This window comes from Pseudomonas sp. PAMC25584, assembly GCF_058135675.1.
In genome coordinates, this window is sequence record NZ_CM176870.1 from 4,633,335 (window position 1) to 4,650,899 (window position 17,565).

At 59.2% G+C, this 17,565-nt stretch carries 18 protein-coding genes, 1 tRNA gene and 1 pseudogene; 11 read left to right on the top strand and 9 right to left on the bottom strand.

Going from position 1 to position 17,565, the window contains the following annotated elements:
* Positions 1-73: 73 nt before the first annotated feature.
* Complete coding sequence (gene thrH, locus ACS5Q8_RS21465) at positions 74-691, bottom strand: bifunctional phosphoserine phosphatase/homoserine phosphotransferase ThrH (protein ID WP_276194356.1); 618 nt, start codon at positions 689-691, stop codon at positions 74-76.
* Between the two features lie 152 nt (positions 692-843).
* Here thrH and ACS5Q8_RS21470 point away from each other — a divergent pair, with 152 nt between their 5' ends.
* Positions 844-1,578 (top strand): phosphoadenylyl-sulfate reductase, encoded by a 735-nt coding sequence (locus tag ACS5Q8_RS21470; RefSeq protein ID WP_046382409.1) that lies wholly within the window; start codon positions 844-846, stop codon positions 1,576-1,578.
* 69 nt (positions 1,579-1,647) lie between these two features.
* Here the strand turns inward: ACS5Q8_RS21470 and ACS5Q8_RS21475 are convergent, their stop codons facing one another.
* Complete coding sequence (locus ACS5Q8_RS21475) at positions 1,648-2,571, bottom strand: LysR family transcriptional regulator (RefSeq protein ID WP_276194357.1); 924 nt, start codon at positions 2,569-2,571, stop codon at positions 1,648-1,650.
* A gap of 126 nt (positions 2,572-2,697) precedes the next feature.
* On the opposite strand from ACS5Q8_RS21475, the gene ACS5Q8_RS21480 reads away from it, so the two are divergent.
* Positions 2,698-3,444: a 3-oxoacyl-ACP reductase family protein gene (locus tag ACS5Q8_RS21480; protein WP_465159388.1), complete on the top strand. Its 747-nt coding sequence runs from the start codon at positions 2,698-2,700 to the stop codon at positions 3,442-3,444.
* An 18-nt stretch (positions 3,445-3,462) separates the two neighbouring features.
* On the opposite strand, the gene ACS5Q8_RS21485 is transcribed toward ACS5Q8_RS21480, so the two are convergent.
* Positions 3,463-4,152 (bottom strand): HAD-IA family hydrolase, encoded by a 690-nt coding sequence (locus tag ACS5Q8_RS21485; protein WP_017848488.1) that lies wholly within the window; start codon positions 4,150-4,152, stop codon positions 3,463-3,465.
* A 90-nt stretch (positions 4,153-4,242) separates the two neighbouring features.
* A complete protein-coding gene (locus ACS5Q8_RS21490; RefSeq protein ID WP_465159389.1) occupies positions 4,243-5,211 on the bottom strand; it encodes an NAD(P)H-binding protein in 969 nt (322 codons plus the stop codon).
* Between the two features lie 93 nt (positions 5,212-5,304).
* Here ACS5Q8_RS21490 and ACS5Q8_RS21495 point away from each other — a divergent pair, with 93 nt between their 5' ends.
* From ACS5Q8_RS21495 to ACS5Q8_RS21520, 6 genes are all read left to right on the top strand, one after another.
* Positions 5,305-6,189, top strand: coding sequence for a LysR family transcriptional regulator (locus ACS5Q8_RS21495; RefSeq protein ID WP_465159390.1), 885 nt, complete (start codon positions 5,305-5,307; stop codon positions 6,187-6,189).
* A 54-nt stretch (positions 6,190-6,243) separates the two neighbouring features.
* Positions 6,244-6,822, top strand: a complete 579-nt coding sequence (locus ACS5Q8_RS21500) for a DUF4337 domain-containing protein (protein WP_276194361.1) — start codon at positions 6,244-6,246, stop codon at positions 6,820-6,822.
* 77 nt (positions 6,823-6,899) lie between these two features.
* Positions 6,900-7,559, top strand: a complete 660-nt coding sequence (locus ACS5Q8_RS21505) for a M24 family metallopeptidase (protein WP_276194362.1) — start codon at positions 6,900-6,902, stop codon at positions 7,557-7,559.
* A gap of 20 nt (positions 7,560-7,579) precedes the next feature.
* Positions 7,580-7,933, top strand: a complete 354-nt coding sequence (locus ACS5Q8_RS21510; protein ID WP_276194363.1) for a gamma-glutamylcyclotransferase family protein — start codon at positions 7,580-7,582, stop codon at positions 7,931-7,933.
* Between the two features lie 93 nt (positions 7,934-8,026).
* On the top strand, positions 8,027-8,362 hold the full coding sequence (locus tag ACS5Q8_RS21515; protein ID WP_247408343.1) for a hypothetical protein: 336 nt from the start codon (positions 8,027-8,029) through the stop codon (positions 8,360-8,362).
* A gap of 77 nt (positions 8,363-8,439) precedes the next feature.
* Positions 8,440-9,480, top strand: a complete 1,041-nt coding sequence (locus ACS5Q8_RS21520; RefSeq protein ID WP_276194364.1) for a DMT family transporter — start codon at positions 8,440-8,442, stop codon at positions 9,478-9,480.
* A 29-nt stretch (positions 9,481-9,509) separates the two neighbouring features.
* Here the strand turns inward: ACS5Q8_RS21520 and ACS5Q8_RS21525 are convergent, their stop codons facing one another.
* From ACS5Q8_RS21525 to ACS5Q8_RS21540, 4 genes and pseudogenes are all read right to left on the bottom strand, one after another.
* Positions 9,510-11,069, bottom strand: a complete 1,560-nt coding sequence (locus ACS5Q8_RS21525) for a diguanylate cyclase (RefSeq protein WP_247402521.1) — start codon at positions 11,067-11,069, stop codon at positions 9,510-9,512.
* Between the two features lie 606 nt (positions 11,070-11,675).
* Positions 11,676-12,539, bottom strand: coding sequence for a methyl-accepting chemotaxis protein (locus ACS5Q8_RS21530; protein WP_426100115.1), 864 nt, complete (start codon positions 12,537-12,539; stop codon positions 11,676-11,678).
* Positions 12,531-13,316: pseudogene (locus ACS5Q8_RS21535) on the bottom strand (MCP four helix bundle domain-containing protein); the annotation flags it as partial. The pseudogene ACS5Q8_RS21535 and the gene ACS5Q8_RS21530, both read right to left, overlap by 9 nt.
* 428 nt (positions 13,317-13,744) lie before the next feature.
* A tRNA-Ser gene (locus tag ACS5Q8_RS21540) sits at positions 13,745-13,834 on the bottom strand.
* 319 nt (positions 13,835-14,153) lie between these two features.
* Here ACS5Q8_RS21540 and ACS5Q8_RS21545 point away from each other — a divergent pair.
* From ACS5Q8_RS21545 to ACS5Q8_RS21555, 3 genes are all read left to right on the top strand, one after another.
* The gene (locus tag ACS5Q8_RS21545) at positions 14,154-14,846 is read left to right on the top strand and encodes a crotonase/enoyl-CoA hydratase family protein (RefSeq protein WP_247405379.1); all 693 of its coding nucleotides are present in this window, start codon (positions 14,154-14,156) and stop codon (positions 14,844-14,846) included.
* A gap of 212 nt (positions 14,847-15,058) precedes the next feature.
* Complete coding sequence (locus ACS5Q8_RS21550; RefSeq protein ID WP_276194366.1) at positions 15,059-15,805, top strand: lysophospholipid acyltransferase family protein; 747 nt, start codon at positions 15,059-15,061, stop codon at positions 15,803-15,805.
* Positions 15,806-15,847: 42 nt separating this feature from the next.
* Positions 15,848-16,819 carry a magnesium and cobalt transport protein CorA gene (locus ACS5Q8_RS21555; RefSeq protein ID WP_276194367.1) on the top strand — a complete coding sequence of 324 codons (972 nt, stop codon included), beginning with the start codon at positions 15,848-15,850 and terminating at the stop codon, positions 16,817-16,819.
* Here ACS5Q8_RS21555 and ACS5Q8_RS21560 read toward each other — a convergent pair.
* Entirely contained in the window at positions 16,816-17,547 is a 732-nt protein-coding gene (locus tag ACS5Q8_RS21560; RefSeq protein WP_276194368.1) for an amidotransferase, read from the bottom strand. The genes ACS5Q8_RS21555 and ACS5Q8_RS21560 overlap by 4 nt on opposite strands.
* Positions 17,548-17,565: the final 18 nt, after the last annotated feature.

Genomic DNA, 17,565 nt, shown 5'->3' on the forward strand with positions numbered 1-17,565 from the left:
TTCCAAAGGATAAACGCGTTCGAATGTGGGAGCGGGCTTGCTCGCGATGAGGCCGTCAGATTCGCTGAACGACTTACAGACTCAACGGTCGGTTCGAAGCCTTGATGAACTCGTTCTTCAGGTCTTCAAACGTATGCACCGCCGGGAACTGCGGGAACTCGCGGATCACATTCTCCGGCGCATGGAACAGAATCCCACGATCAGCCTCGCCCAACATGCTGGTGTCGTTGTACGAATCGCCGGCAGCGATCACGCGGTAGTACAAGCTCTTGAACGACAGCACCGACTGGCGCTTGGGGTCTTTCTGGCGCAGTTGGTAGCTGACCACGCGATCGCTTTCGTCAGTGATCAGGCGGTGGCACAACAGAGTCGGGAAGCCCAGCTGACGCATCAGCGGCTGGGAAAATTCGTAGAAGGTGTCCGACAGGATCACCACCTGGAAGCGCTCACGCAGCCAGTTGACGAACTCGATGGCGCCGTCCAGCGGCTTGAGGGTGGCGATCACTTCCTGGATATCGGCGAGCTTGAGCCCGTGTTCGTCGAGGATGCGCAGGCGTTGCTTCATCAGCACGTCGTAGTCGGGAATGTCCCGGGTGGTCGCCCGCAGGGATTCAATACCGGTTTTTTCGGCGAAGGCGATCCAGATTTCCGGAACCAGTACTCCTTCCAGGTCGAGACAGGCAATTTCCACGAGACACTCCTATTTGTATTGTTCAAGTCGAGCGAGCAAAAAGACTGCCGAACTCTAGCGATTCAAGGCGGCGGCCGCAACGCAGGGCGGATTTTGATACCATCGCTCCCCTATAGAGCGCTCAGCGCCACTGACCTGTAGGAACCGTCCTGATGAACCAAGCCTTCGATGTCGTTGAACTCGCCACGACCTATGCCAACAAATCTGCCCAGGACATTCTCAAGCTGGCGTTCAGCCAGTTCGGCGATGACTTGTGGATTTCCTTCAGCGGTGCCGAGGATGTGGTGCTGGTAGACATGGCCTGGAAGCTGAACAAGAACGTCAAGGTGTTCAGCCTCGACACCGGCCGCCTGCACCCTGAGACCTACCGCTTCATTGAACAGGTGCGCGAGTTCTACAAGATCGACATCGAGCTGATCTCGCCGGACCAGAGCAAACTGGAACCGTTCGTCAAAGAGAAAGGCCTGTTCAGCTTCTATAAAGACGGCCATGGCGAATGCTGCGGCGTGCGCAAGATCGAGCCGCTGCGCCGCAAGCTCTCCGGCGTGCGCGCCTGGGCCACCGGCCAACGCCGCGACCAGAGCCCCGGCACCCGCAGCCAAGTGGCGGCACTGGAAATCGACACGGCCTTTTCTACACCGGAACGCACCCTGTACAAGTTCAACCCGCTGGCGCAGATGACCAGCGAAGAAATCTGGGGTTACATCCGCATGCTGGAGCTGCCGTACAACAGCCTGCACGAGCGCGGTTTTATCAGCATCGGCTGCGAGCCCTGCACCCGCCCGGTGTTGCCAAACCAGCACGAGCGCGAAGGCCGCTGGTGGTGGGAAGAAGCCACGCAGAAGGAATGCGGGCTGCATGCCGGAAATCTCATCAGCAAGGCGTAAATGCTGAGGCGGTCAAAAGATGTGGTAAGGCGCTTGCCCGCGACGCAGACGCCCGGTATGGCGTCGCCATCAAATCGCGCTGAAGCGCTGCGCCAATCCCGTCATTACAAACTGCTCGATGATGAAGTCGACAAACGCCCGCGTCTTACCGGGCAGCAGTTTGTGTTCGGCGTAGTAGAGAGAGATGTTGCCGTCGTCGACGTACCAGTCGGGCAGCACCCGCACCACCGCGCCGCTGTCGAGGAACGGCACCGCCATCGGCATGCTCACCAACGCGATGCCCAGGCCCTGGGCGGCGGCGCAACAGGCGGCCTCCGAATCGCTCAAGGTCATGCGCGGTTTGAGCACCAACGGGCGCTGTTCGCGCTCACGGTTGGTCAGTTGCCAGGAGCGCACGCGGCCGGTTTGCGGGGAGCGGATCAGGATGCCCAGGCAGCGCGCCAGATCCTCGGGTGCCAGTACCGGCAGGCGCTGCGCCAGGTAATTCGATGACGCCACCAGCACCCGGTGCGCGGGCGTCAGCTTGCGCGCCACCACGCCCTGGGGCAGCTCAAAGCCACCGCCGATGGCCGCATCGAAGCCCTGGCCGATCAGGTCAACCTGGCGGTTATCAAAATGCCAATCCGGGCTGATATCCGGAAAACGCCGCACGAACTCCCCCAGCAACGGCATGACATAACGATTACCGAACACCGTGCCCATGCTGACCTTGAGCGTCCCCACCGGCCGGCCCTCGGCGCTGGCCAGGTTGGCCACGGCGTTCTGGATGGTGATGAGGCTGTCGCTGACTTCTGCGAGGAACCGCTTGCCGGCTTCGGTCAGGGTCAGGCGCCGGGTGCTGCGCTGGAACAACCGCACGCCCAGGCGCGCTTCCAGCTTGGCGACACTTTTGCCCACCGCCGCCGGGGTCAGGCTCAAGTGCCGGGCTGCTTCGGCAAAGCTGCCGCCTTCGGCGCTGCGCACAAAGCATTCGATACTGCCGAAGCTCTCCATATCCGCCCACTCTAAACTTTTGGTTTACACAGACTATAGCAATCAAGGTCTACCGACTGCGGGAGGTGAGGTCGATACTCGGCTCCATCAACAAGGCATCCCGCCTTGAACAGTTAGGAGATCGACATGACCACCCATAACCTCAGCGGCAAAGTCGCCTTGATTCAAGGCGGTTCACGCGGCATCGGCGCCGCCATCGTCAAGCGTCTTGCGGCGCAAGGTGCAGCCGTCGCCTTTACCTACATCAGTTCGGCCGCCAAGGCCGCAGAATTGCAGAACAGCGTGATCAGCGCCGGCGGCAAAGCCTTGGCGATTCAGGCCGACAGTGCCGATGCCACGGCAATTCGCAACGCGGTCAACACCACGGTCCAAGCCTTTGGGCGCCTGGATATCCTGGTGAACAACGCTGGCGTACTGGCCATCGCCCCGCTGGAAGACTTCAAGCTGGAGGACTTCGACCAGACCCTGGCAATCAACGTGCGCAGCGTGTTCATCGCCACTCAGGAAGCGGCCAAGCACATGCGCGAAGGCGGCCGCGTGATCAACATCGGCAGCACCAACGCCGAGCGCATGCCGTTTGGCGGTGGCGGGCCGTATGCGATGAGCAAGGCGGCGCTGGTCGGCTTGACCAAGGGCCTAGCGCGGGACCTGGGGCCACGTGGCATCACCATTAACAACGTGCAACCGGGGCCGGTGGACACCGACATGAACCCGGCGAACAGTGAATTCGCCGAGAGCCTGATCGGGTTGATGGCGGTGGGCCGTTATGGCCATGTCGAGGAGATCGCCAGCTTTGTGGCCTACCTCGCCGGGCCGGAAGCGGGGTACATCACCGGGGCCAGCCTGACCATTGACGGTGGCTTCAGCGCATAACCGCCTGTAGGCGCCGGATCAGGACATTGGCGGCAAGCCGTAGGCGGCGAGGTCGAAATCCGCGAGTTTGCGGATGATCTGGTCGGCGTGGTGGTACTTGCTGTCGGCCATGGCTTCATCGGGCACTGCGATGGCGGTCATCCGGGCCGCCTTCGCCGCGGTGACGCCGAACGGCGAGTCTTCAAATACCAGGCAATCTTGCGGCGCAATGCCCAGGCGCCGTGCGGCGGTAAGGAAGATGTCCGGCGCGGGTTTGGCCGCGCCGACTTCCGGGTCGTCAGCCGTGACGATGGTGCCGAACAGGCCAAACCACTCGCGGTGCAACGTGGTCTTGTGGCCAAAGGAGTTGCGCGACGAACTGGTGCCCACCGCAATCGGAATATTGTGCGCGTTCAGGTGCCGTACCAACGCTTCGGCGCCGGGCATGCCCAATGCCCTGGGGAAACGCTCGCTCATCAGCGGCTCACGGATTTCGAGGAACTCAGCCGCCGTGATCGGCAGGTCCAGCGCCTTGACCACATAGTCGGCCAGGTCCTGGGCACCGCGCCCGATGATGTGCTGCTTGATCCCCCAGTCATAGGTACGCCCGAAGCGCTCGGCGATGATCTGCGTCACTTCGGTGTAGATGCCTTCGGTATCCAGCAACAAGCCGTCCATATCGAAAATCACGGCCTTGATCGGACCGACTGCGCTACGCGGTGCATTCATCGTGACAAAACCCTGGAGGAAGGACTAAAAGGATTCAGCACAATACCGGCGACGCTTGTCGGCAGGCAACCCTTTAGGCTGTGCGCCTGATCAAGCGGGCGTGGGCAGGCAGCCCAGGCTGGTCAATGCGGCCTCCACCGCGTGCTCCAACGGCGTATGGGGCTCGTGGCCCAGGGCCACAAGCAAGCGCCGGTTATCCAAACGCAGCGGGGTGTGCCACAGATAACGCATCTCCTGTATCTCGCGAAAGGTCACGACAAACGGCGCAGCCAACGTCAACAACCACCAGGGAAATACGCCTACACGTGGTTGCCGGCCCGTCCTGCGTAACACCACGCGCTGGATCGCCTGGCTCATCTGCGTGCCATCGATGTCCACGTGCCCGGCCATATGAAAGCAGGCAAACGCCTCGAGGGTAGCGCGACGCTCAATCAACTCGAGCATGGTGCGCGCCACATCCGGTAGGTAGGCCCACTGGTGGGCCACGCCTGGCGCGCCAGGATCGCTGACGGCACGCACCGGTTTACCGGGTTTGACCAAGCCTTGGGAGAACCAGTTGTTGGCCGCCCCGGCGCCGAAAAAATCCCCGGCACGCACGATCAATACGCGAGCGCCCTCGCGGGAAGAGTGCAGCAAGCGCTGCTCCAGTTGCACCCGTACCGCGCCCTTGCGGGTAAGCGGGTGCTGGGGTGAGTCTTCGTCCAGCACGGGGAACGCATCCGGCCCGAAGTTGTAGACCGTGCCGGGCAGCACGATGGTCGCGCGCTCGGCGATGGCGGCTGCAATGGTGTTGTCGATCATCGGCAGCACCTGTTCGGCCCAATTGCGATAGCCCGGCGGGTTCACCGCATGGACGATCACCGCGCAGCCCCGCGCGGCAGCGATCACTTCGTCGCGATTGAGCGCATCGCCTTTGAGCCAGGTATAGGTGGCATTCTGGCTACGGGCCTTGTCGACATCCCGGGTCAACGCACACACCTGCCAGCCCGCCGCGCTCAGCTGTCGCGCTACTTCGCCGCCAATACCGCCGGTTGCACCCAATACCAGTACCTTGCTCATCACCCACTCCCACGTTGGTTGGAGCGGCCATTCTGTTCGCAGCATGGCTATAGAGGAATTGCCGAAGACCATCCAGACGCTATACATTTACGCATGGCATTGAACATTGGTTGGGAGCTTTACCGATCGTTTCTTGGCGTACTCAAGGAAGGATCGCTGTCGGGGGCCGCGCGGCAGCTCGGCATCACACAGCCCACCGTCGGTCGGCACATTGCCGCGCTGGAAACGGCCTTGGGCGTGGTGCTGTTCACTCGCTCCCCCACCGGACTGCTGCCGACGGCAGTGGCCCACACCATGAGGGCCCACGCCGAGACCATGGAGCGCACGGCCGCTGCCCTGGAACGCAGCGCCTCCTCCCAGGGCGACGAGGTCCGCGGCGTGGTGCGCGTATCCGCCAGCGAGGTGGTCGGCGTGGAAGTACTGCCGCCGATCATCACGCGGCTGCGCCAACAGCATCCTCACCTCAAGGTCGAACTGGTCCTGACCAACCGCCTGATCGACCTGCTGCAATTGGAAGCCGACATCGCCGTGCGTATGGTCCGCCCCAGCCAGGCGCAACTGCTGGCACAGCGCATCGGCCTGATCGAAGTCGGCCTGCATGCCCGCGACGATTACCTGCACCAGCACGGTACGCCGCAAGAGCTCAAAGACCTGAGCGGCCACGCGGTGATCGGCTACGACCAGGAGAACGCATTTATCCGCAGCCTGGCCGTTAAAGGCTTCGAGCGCAGCACCTTCGCCCTCAGTAGCGACAGCGACCTGGCGCAACTGGCGCTGATCCGTGCTGGCGCCGGCATCGGCGGATGCCAGGTCAAACTGGCCAAACAAGACGCGCGCCTGCAGCGGGTACTGCCGGAGGCATTCGCGCTCAAACTCGACACCTGGGTCACCATGCATGAAGACCTGCGCAACAGCCCGCGCTGCCGGGCGACGTTTGACGCGCTAGTCGCGGGTTTACAGCGTTACGTACAGGATTGAGACAGCTTCACTGAGGAAGAATCAAACTCCCTCAATCCCTTCATAGCCGCCCCCATGACCGAAGCCTTCGAAGTCCCCAGCCCCCACGAAAAACACATCGAACACACCACCGAACATGCCCACGCGCGCGGTGACAATTTCGCCAGCCGCATCGCCGTGATGACGGCACTGATGGCCACCCTTGGCGCCATGCTCAGCTACCAGGCCGGCTCCACCGAAAGCGAAGCGGCGATGGACAAGAACAACGCTGCCATTTTCAAGACCGAAGCGGCCAACCAGTGGAACTACTACCAGGCCAAATCCAGCCGGCAAAACCTGGCGGAACTGGCTACCCATATTCCCGGTGTAGACGCCGCGCACTACAAGGATGAGAGCGAGCGTTACAAGGGCCAGAAGGAAGACGTGCGTAAACAGGCCGAGAAACTTGAGGCAACCTCACAGGAATGGGATCAGAAATCCGAAGAAGCGCTGCACCAGCATCACCGCTGGGCCCAGGCGATGACGGCGATTCAGATCGCGATTTCGTTGGCGGCGATTACGTTGTTGACGCGCAAGGAATGGTTGAAGCGCATGTCGTATACGGCTGGCGGTGTGGCCGTGGTGCTGGGCAGCCTGGCGTGGCTGCATTTCTAATAATTTCACTTGGGCGCCTAACGCCAGCCGCTATATAGTAAAACGTATAACGCTAGCTGCCGCACAAGGAGATAACGGTGTCAGGACACCCCAAAGAAGCCGTGGGCGCCGCCTACAGTATCGAATCCATGCGCCATGCCCAGGCCATGACCTGGCAAGCCATCGAACAACTGGCCCAACGCATCCGCCCCGGCATGCTCGAGTCCGAAGCGCGCGAGCTGGGCAAGCACATCCTCGCCGACCTCGACATGCAACGCATCTGGCACCCGTTGCTGGTGCGCTTCGGCGCCAATACCCTCAAGACCTTCAAGCAACGCTCCGACGGTGACCCGGTACTCGGTGAAAACGACATTTTCTTCATCGACATGGGCGCCGTCTGGCAAGGTCACGAAGGCGACGCGGGTGCCACGTTCTGCATTGGCACCGACCCGGACATGATCGCCTGCGCCAACGCGGCCAAAGAGCTGTTCCACCGCGTGCAGGCGCGCTGGAAAAACGACCAGGTCATCGGCCTCGAACTCTACCGCTACGCCGAAGCACAAGCCCAGGCCATGGGCTGGCAGTTGAACCTCGACATCAAGGGCCACCGCGTCAGCGACTTTCCCCACGCTATCCATCGTGGCGGCGACCTCGGCGACTTCGAGCAGTACCCGAATGCGGGGCTGTGGATTCTGGAAATCCAGATCGCTCACCCGAGCAAGCCGTATGGCGCGTTCTATGAAGACCTACTCGCTTAATTGTTCAAGGGAACCAAAAAATGGAAGGCTGCGCCGATTTTCCCGTGCTGTTGTTTTCCTACGGCACCTTGCAGGACAAGGCTGTCCAACTCGCCAGCTTCGGCAGAGAACTGGCAGGCCAGCATGACGCCATGTTGGGCTACTCGAAAAACTGGGTAGAGATTACCGACCCGCAAGTGCTGGCCACCAGCGGCAAGACCCATCACCCGATCGTCGCGCCGAGCACCGACCAAGGCGCCAGCGTTGAAGGCAGGGTGTTTCAGATTACCGAGCACGAGTTGGCGGCGGCGGATGCGTATGAAGTGTCCGACTACAAGCGGGTCAGCGTGGCGTTGGCATCGGGCCTGACGGCTTGGGCGTATGTGCAAGCCTGAACGACGGGCAATTGTTTTCAATCTGTTACAGGAGCGTTTAAAGTATCGCCCCCCGAGAATTGAATCTCGGGATTCAGTCCATGGAGTTACTCAGTGAAGTACGTCAGTAAAGTGGTTGCAGCAGCTGTTCTCGGTTTCACCCTCGCAGGCTGCACCGGCACCGCCATCAAATCCCCGCAATACGACAGCAGCCAATACACCGTGCTGGGTCACAGTGAAGCCACCGCCACCGGCATCATGCTGTTCGGTGTGATCCCAATCGGCCAGAACAGCCGTTTCGTCCGCGCCCAGACGGCTGCCATCCAGGCAAAAGGCGGCGACGCAATGATCAATACCGAAATCCAGGAAAAATGGTTTTGGGCTTGGGTGCTGAGCGGTTACACCACCAAGATCTCCGGTGATGTGGTCAAGCTGAAAGCAGCACACTAAACCGGACGTTGCTCTATTTGCGCGGGATTTAACCTGAGCGAGCGACGTATCATGGGCCAACCTTTCGAGGATGGTCCATGAACCTCAGTATCCTTTACGCGCTCGCCGCCGCCGCGCTATTCGGCGCCAGCACCCCGCTCGCCAAAAGCCTCGGCCTGGGCCTCTCGCCCGTGCTGCTCGCAGGCCTGCTTTACCTCGGCAGCGGCGGCGGACTCGCCATCGTGCGCCTGATCCGTGATCGCGGCTGGACCCCCACCGGGCTGACGCCCTCCGAATGGCCGTGGCTGCTCGGCGCCATTGCGTTCGGCGGCATCCTCGGGCCCGTGGCCCTGATGTTCGGCCTCACCCGCACCTCCGGCGCCACCGCGTCGCTAATGCTCAACCTTGAATCGGTATTGACCGCGCTGATCGCCTGGCTGGTCTTCAGGGAAAACGCAGACCGCCGCATCGTCCTCGGGATGATTGCGATTGTGCTGGGTGGCGTGGCGTTGTCATGGCCCCAAGACGGCGCCGACAGTCACGATTGGATCGGGCCACTCGCGGTTGCCGTGGCCTGCCTGTGCTGGGGGATTGATAACAACCTGACACGCAAGGTGTCGGCCTCGGACGCGCTGTTTATCGCCGGCGCCAAGGGTTTGATCGCGGGTGTGGTCAATTGCAGCCTGGCACTGTACCTCGGCGCGCAGATCCCCGGCATGGCGCAGCTCGCGCCGATTTTGCTGGTCGGGTTTCTCGGCTATGGCATCAGCCTGGTGCTGTTTGTGTTGGCGTTACGCGGGCTGGGCAGTGCGCGCACCGGCGCCTATTTTTCTACCGCGCCTTTCCTCGGCGCCGCACTCGCCTTGCTGGTGCTGGGCGAGTCGGTGAGCGGCGCGTTCTGGATTGCTTCGGCGCTGATGGCTGCAGGGGTGTGGCTGCACCTGACCGAGCGCCATGCCCATGCACATCAGCATGAGGCGACGGAACACGGGCATCGGCATGTCCACGATGAACATCATCAACATGAACACGCGGTTGAGTGGGACCCGGCAACGCCGCACACGCATGTGCACACCCATAACCCGATCAAGCATAGCCATCCGCATTTTCCGGACATTCATCATCGGCATAGGCATTGAAGGCGTGTCCCGAGACTGGCGGAGGCCCATCAAGCCTGTTCCGCCACCACCCGATTACGACCGTTTTGCTTGGCCTGGTACAAAAGCTGGTCAGCCCTCTCAAGCACAGCGGATATCGAATCGCCACCGGGATGCCATAGCGCGACGCCCAGCGACACGGTGACATGCCCGACCGTCACAATGTTTGCTGCTTCGATCGAGGCACGCAATCGCTCGGCGACATCCGTTGCAGCTTGAAGCGAACTGTTGGGCAATAACAATACGAACTCCTCTCCGCCGACCCGGCAGGGCAAGTCGTTGGACCGTGAGTTCTGCTGCATGAGCTGTGCGATGGCCCTCAGCGTTTCATCACCCACACCATGACCAAACGTATCGTTCACACGCTTGAAATGGTCGATGTCCATGGAAACGACTGCGAACGTTTTGTCGGCGTCCTGCCAGCGCGACAGGATGTCCTGCATCGCTCGACGATTGGCCAGCCCTGTCAGCACATCAGTTTGTGCCTCCTGGTTTAGCTTGCCGATCTTTTCCTGTAGCAGGGTAGCGCCAAGCAGCAGTGCTCTGCGAATCTGCCAGCTTTCGAAATAGCGCGACGGGATTGCGCTGATACGTTCGTAGCTGTCAGGCGAGTCCAGCCGTTTAGCGCAATCGGCAAGCCTGGACAATGGCGCCGAGATCCGTGCGCCCAACCACCAAATCAAGACGATTCCGAACAGCGCCAGGGGCGCGATGCCCTGCGCCACCTTGGCCATGGTGTGTCGCAGAATGGCGTGTATGTTGTCGAGTGGCTGCTGCGAGATCACCCCCCAACCACTGCTGGGCACCCTGGCGAACCCCGCGAGCATGTCCACGCCATTGGCATCCGTCGCCTGCAACGTTCCCGCGTCCTGACTAAGTGCCGCGTCAACGATCAACCCCACTCCAGTGACGTTGCCGATGTGCTCGGGATCGGTGTGATAGATCACCCGGCGAGCGCTGTCGACGAGATAGACATGCGCCCCGTCCTTGCGCACATTGGTGTCCATCAGCGCCTGGAGCGTATTCCTCTGTTCAAGCTGGATACTGCCGCCTATCAGGCCCAGGTACTCTCCTTTCGCGTCGAATATGGGGTGGGAAATAAAGACCACCAGATTACCTGCGATGGACCTGAACGCGTTGCTGATGATCGGCGTGCGAAGGCTGAGAGGCTCCCGGTGTTGCAGCGCCAGCCCATCGAGATGGAGGTTTTCCGGAGCTGAGGCAACGATTGTTCCCCCCGCATCGGCGATCAACACGGAGTTAAAACTGGCGTCTTGCCCAAACAGTCGCTGGACTTCCTCCGCGAGTTCTTGCTTGTCACCAAACGTTTTGCCAATGACGACCGAGCCATATTTCAGTTTATCGAGGTCGGAGTTGAGTACCTGCTCCACACTCCGGGCGATCCGAGAGGCATAGGCCTTGTTCACTTCCAGCGCATTCTCGATCAATTCCTGCTTCTGAATCTTGAACGTCACCCAGAAACTGTTGCCCAGGGTTGCGATGGCCGAAAGCAGTACAAAGATAAGAATCAGAATGCGCAGGTTGAGCTTCGGCTTCGGTCGGGTGGTCATTTTACGCAGTCCGGATGGGCGGAAGAATTGCCAACGATTCGATGCAGGATGAATCCTCCTAGTTTTAGAAGGCACCTGATCGACCAGTTTTGGCCGAAAGCAGCCTGCTTAACCCGCATAGAAACCCATCTGCCAATTCTGAACCCGCCAAACAGTTGTGTCTGAAGGCAGACGGCAAAAAACACCGTCAGTCCCACATTGGGCCTATATGGCCTTTTTCAGCCAAAAAAACCACAAACCCCCGATTTTCTCTAGGAAAATCAGGGGTTTGTGTTTGTAGAATGTGGCGGTAAAGAAGAGACTCGAAACTACCCGCGAGCGCATTTTAGAGACAAGCCCCACGGCTTACAAGGGCCGCAGCCTGGTGGCATGTGTAGAAGTAGTCCCAAGGGTTAAACGCACCGGGTTGCAGAACACGGCCACTCTGGTTTCCGGAGCCCGAAAAAAGGCCCCCGCACCTGGCTTAGATGTGGGGGCCCGTTGAACATAAACGGCGTTATGCGAATTCGGCGTTCGATCTACCGTCAACCGCCGCAATATGCGTTCAGTCCAACGCTGCGGATCACCATCACCGCTGATACCAAGTACGCCCAGCAACCATAGTGCTCAAACTTTGAATCGACTGATCAGTACGCCAAACGACGCCGCCAGTCGCGAAAGTTCGGCGCTCGACGCATTGGTTTGATGTGCGCCCGCCGCTGTTTGCGTGGAAAGATCCTGAATATTGACCAGATTACGATCAACCTCACGAGCAACCTGAGCCTGCTCTTCAGCGGCACTTGCGATCACTAGGTTCTTTTCATTGATGATTGAAACACCCTCGGTGATTCGGTCAAGGGCCTGGCCAGCCTCAATGGACTGCGCCCGCGTATCGACTGCCAGCTCTTTACTCTTATTCATCGCGAGGACGGCTTCTTCAGCTCCCGAACGAACCTGTTGCATCATCGACTCGATGTCCGCCGTCGACGCCTGGGTCCGATGGGCAAGTGCGCGCACTTCATCTGCTACAACAGCGAACCCGCGACCCTGCTCACCCGCCCTGGCTGCTTCGATGGCGGCGTTCAGTGCCAGGAGATTGGTCTGCTCCGCAATGGCCCTGATCACCTCAAGTACTTTTGTGATCTCGCTGACACGGGTTGCAAGCACCTCAACCTTGCCGGTTGAGTTTGAAATCTCATCCGCCATCGCCCCCACAGAGTTAACGGCTCTGCGCACTTGATCACGCCCTTGCACAGCACTAAGGCTGGTTTGCTCAGAGGCTTCAGCGGCGCCTGCCGCATTTCGGGCAACTTCATCCACGGCCGCAGTCATTTCGTTCACTGCCGTTGCCGCTTGCTGAATCTCATCATTCTGCCGCGTCAGGCCGCGTGAGCTTTCCTCCGTGACAGCGTTCAGCTCTTCAGATGCAGAGGCCAGTTGGTCAGCAGCACTGCCAATCTCTTTTACAGTGGTCCGCAGATTTTCCTGCATTTTACCCAGCGCACTCAGCAGTACACTGACGTCGTCTCGCCCACTGATTTCAATATGTTGAGAAAGGTCACCCTCCGCCACTTCCTCAGCGCTGCGTATAGCGATAGAAAGCGGTCGCGTAATCGAGCGTGTGATGATCATTCCCAAAGCGATGGCAGCCAAAAAAGCGACCATTACCCCTACACCCAATATCCAGTAAGCACTCGTAGTGGCGGCCTCTGCCGCGTCTGCAGTCTCACCGCTTTGGCGATAGTTGGATGCAACAATGACTTGAAGGTCATCAATAGCGCCCTTGAAGGTCGGCGAAACCTGCTGCTGGAATAGCTGCGTAGCACCATCAAGGTCGCCCGCCGTCGCCAACGCGATTACTTTATTTGACCCCTGAACATAGGCGGGCCAGTCTTTTTCGAACTGATCACCGGCGACGCGCTCGTCATCGGCAAGAGGCGTTTGGCGGTATTCCTTGAAGAGTCGTTCAACGTCCTTCTGACTCTCGGACATGGATTGCACTGCGGCGTCAAATTTAACCGGATCTGCCTTGGAGTACTTAAATAGCAGAGCAGCATGCACAGCCCTGGAATATGCATAAGCACTCGCGCGCGCATTACCGGTGTTGTAAACAGACACCAGATTGTTGCTTACGATTTCGTTCATTGTTGCTTTTAGTGTTGTGATGCCCGAGCGCCCTAAAAGCCCCACTCCCAATGTGATGATGGCACACACCACAAATGCAGAGATCAATCGTGTGGAAAGCTTGATGCTACGTAATGCGTCCATAGGACCCCCGACGAACTCTTAGTTGGCTGCCCCAAGAAGGCTTGGGCATTAACTATATTCGGCAAGATATCCGCTAACTTTAATCGTGGTCTCATTTTTATGAGCCAATACGTTAGCTAGCTAACTAAAGGCTTTAGCCACAATCGGCCACGTGGTGAGCTAAGCATGACCAGTCTGTGGAATAAGAACGCCGCCTGCGTATCCTGCCAGTGTCATCAGCAGGATCTATGGAACGACAATGGAAGCGCTTTTGGTGTTGTTAAGACATAGACCAGTAGTTTTGGGTCGAACTCAACCACTGACTCTACTTTCCGCACCAGAATAGAACGCCAGTCCCATATTGCTCCCATGACGTTACTTTTTGGACGCCAGAAACCACAAACCCCCGACTTTCACTAGGAAAATCAGGGGTTTGTGTTTGCAGAATGTGGCGGTGAAGGAGAGATTCGAACTCTCGATACAATTTCTTGTATACACACTTTCCAGGCGTGCTCCTTAAGCCACTCGGACACTTCACCGTATCTCGTCAAACCAGTTCAGTCTGTCGAGGCGCGCTAATGTAGTCGAAAGCCTTTCTGATGGCAAAGGTTTTTTTCAGAATTTTCATGCGGTTAGACCGGTATTCCGTGACGGGCCATGTGAGGGCGATGATTCTGCCATTCTCAGGCATAGGCAACACGCGTCTGGGACGGTTGCTGCGCCCTGCCTAGGCGGTTTACCGCCGGGTATCGAGGGAAAGCCTGACCGGCCAGTCAGTCACGGCGCTTTACCAGGGCGGGCGTGGTGGGTAACGTCTGCGCATGCACCTCTATAACAAGTCCTACAAGGAACCGCGTCATGAGTGAGTTGATCTCCTACCACCTGGAAGACGGTATCGCGACCCTGACCTTGAGCAACGGCAAGGTAAATGCCATTTCTCCGGCGGTGGTCAGTGCGTTTAATGAAGCACTGGATCAGGCCGAGAAGGATCGGGCGGTGGTGATCATCACCGGGACGCCGGGGATTCTGTCGGGTGGCTATGATTTGAAAGTGATGACCGCTGGCCCTAAAGAGGCCATCGGCCTGGTGACGTCGGGCTCGACGCTGGCGCGGCGCCTGTTGGCGCATCCGTTCCCGGTGATCGTCGCGTGCCCTGGGCATGCGGTGGCCAAGGGCGCTTTCCTGCTGTTGTCGGCGGATTATCGGATCGGGGTCGAGGGCCCGTTCAGCATTGGCCTGAATGAAGTGGCGATCGGCATGACCATGCACCACGCCGGTATCGAATTGGCGCGGGATCGTCTGCGCAAGTCGGCGTTTCACCGCTCGGTGATCAATGCCGAGATGTTCGACCCGCAAGGCGCCTTGCAAGCCGGCTTCCTCGATAAGGTGGTGGCGCCGGACGCATTGCACACGGCGGCGCTGGAGGCGGCCCGGCAGTTGAAGAAGCTCAATATGAATGCCCACAAGCAGACCAAACTGAAAGTGCGCAAGGCACTGTTGGAAGCCCTGGATGAGGCAATCATCCAGGACCAGGGCCATATCCTTAGCTAAGTCCCCACACCTGTTGCGCCAGAGCCCGACCTTGAGTCGGGCTTTTTCTTACAAATAAATTCGAATCCTCCTTAGCCGCTCTAGTCAGCCTCTGCTGGCAATTGTTGAAACATGTACTTAAACATCGCCTATCTCCTACCTCTACCGGGCAATTGCCGAATACAGTGCACATCCGTACACTGCGCCACCTTTTCTCTCGATGGGCCGCGTCGATGCTGTTTATGTTGCGTATGTTATTGATGGGGCTGCACTTTATGCTCGCCGGTGGATTGGGCGTGTTGCTGGGGATCTGTCGGCCGTTCAACCCGGACAACAGCCGTCTGTGCGCGCGCCTGTATGCACTGCCCGCGATGCGGATACTCGGATTGCGAGTCGAGACCGATGTGGATTCGCTGCGCAACAAGCCCGGCAGTTGCCTGATCATTGCCAACCACCAGTCCAACTATGACCTGTTTGTGCTGGGTACCGTGGTGCCGCACCGCACTGTGTGTATCGCCAAGAAAAGCCTGAAATGGGTGCCTTTGTTCGGCCAGTTGTTCTGGCTGGCTGGCAACGTGCTGATCGACCGCAGCAATGCGCAAAAGGCTCGCAGTGCGATGCTCACCACCACCAAGACGTTGCAGCATAAGGACACGTCGATCTGGGTATTCCCGGAAGGCACGCGTAACTTGGGCAAGGGCCTGCTGCCGTTCAAGAAAGGCGCGTTCCACATGGCGATTGCCGCCGGCGTGCCCATCGTGCAGGTGTGTGTAAGCAATTACGTCACGCATATGCGGCTCAATCGCTGGAACAGTGGTGATGTGCTCATACGCTCGCTGCCGCCGATTCCTACCACCGGCCTGACGGTTGATGACATCCCGGCGTTGATGCAAGCCTGCTACGCGCAGATGGATGAATGCATCCAGGCGATGGACCAGCAATTGCAAAGTGCCGTAACAATAGAACTCGCTTCCAGCTAAGCTGCCCAACATCTGTCCCCCTGATAAGAAGTGATAGGCACCATGGGTAGAGTTGTTGCGGCCGCTGTTTACAACGCGGGAAAGAAAGTTACCGATATCACCCTCGACGAAGGCGCGGCCTGGGCCGCCAAACCTGGGCATTTTGTCTGGATCGGCCTGGAAGAGCCCGACGCCCGCGAGCTGGCCAACCTGCAACGTCAGTTCAACCTGCATGAACTGGCCATCGAAGACGCCCTGGAAAAACACAGCCGCCCCAAGCTGGAAACCTTCGGCGACGCGCTGTTTATCGTCACTTATTCACCGGTGCGCGAAAACGGCAAGCTGGTGTTTATCGAGACCCATATCTTTGCCGGCAACGGCTACATCATCACTGCGCGCAACGGGCACTCAGCGTCCTACGGCTTTGTACGCCAGCGCTGTGAGGCGCGGCCACTGCTGCTAGAGCATGGGGAAGATTTCGTACTCTATGCGCTGCTGGATTTCGTCACCGAAAATTACCAGCCGGTAAGCGAGGCCATCCACGCCGAGATCGATGAACTGGAGCGCAACGTGCTGTGCAGCTCACTCAATGAGCACGATATCCAGAACCTCCACGGCCTGCGCCGTGACGTGCTGCGCCTGCGCCGCTACGTGGCACCGATGGTGGAGATCAGCGAGGAACTGCAGAAACTGAGTTTCCCGTTTATCGACAAGAACATGCGGCCGTATTTTCGTGATGTACAAATCCACGTCACACGACAGATGGAAGACCTGGCCACCCTGCGCGACATCGCCAGCCAGACCATCGAGATCGGTGTGTTGCTGGAGGCCTCGCGCCAGAGTGTGGTGCAGCGCAAGTTCGCCGCGTGGGCGGCGATCCTGGCGTTCCCCACGGCCGTGGCGGGGATTTACGGGATGAACTTCCAGAACATGCCCGAGCTGCAATGGCACTACGGCTATTTTGCCGTGCTGGGGTTCATCGCCGTCGGCTGTAGCGGGTTGTGGGCCAGCTTCAAGCGTTCGGGCTGGCTTTAGGCATTAACCTTGGCTTCGGGCTTATGCGTGACAAAGCGCATCATCCACTCCGCCACGGTCACACCGTGGTGGTCGCGCTCCAGGCTGGCGACGCCATTCTTGTAGACTTTCTCGCCCAAGGTTGTCTGAAGAATCTCCAACAACTCGCGGGAATAGTCGTGAATGAACTCCGGGTGCCCCTGGAAACACAGCACCTGGTCGCCGATATGGTACGCAGCGAACGGGCAAAACTCGCTGGAAGCGATGACCGTGGCATTTTCCGGCAAGGTGGTCACCTGATCCTGATGACTGATCAACAACGTCAGCTCTGGCACCTCAGGGCTCATCCACGGCGCTTTGGCACCGATTTTGTAATCGTGGATGCCCATGCCCCAGCCCTGGCCGGCGCGCTCGGTCTTGCCGCCTAGCAGCAGCGCCAGCAATTGGTGGCCGAAACAGATGCCCAACAACTTGTCGCCGCGCTCATAGCGCTCGAGCAGGTAGGTTTTGAGCGTCTGAATCCAAGGGTCGGTGCCAAACGAGTCGGCCTTGCTGCCGGTCACCAGGTACGCGTCAAACACCTCATCATCCGAGGGGTATTCACCCTGCACCACGTTGTACACGACAAACTCGGCGGGGATCGGCTGCTTGGAGAACAGGCGCTTGAACATCTGCCCGTAACCTTGGTACTGATCAATCAAGCCTGGACGCAGGATATCGGTTTCCAGGATGCAGACGCGTAGCGACATAAAAAATACCTGACACGG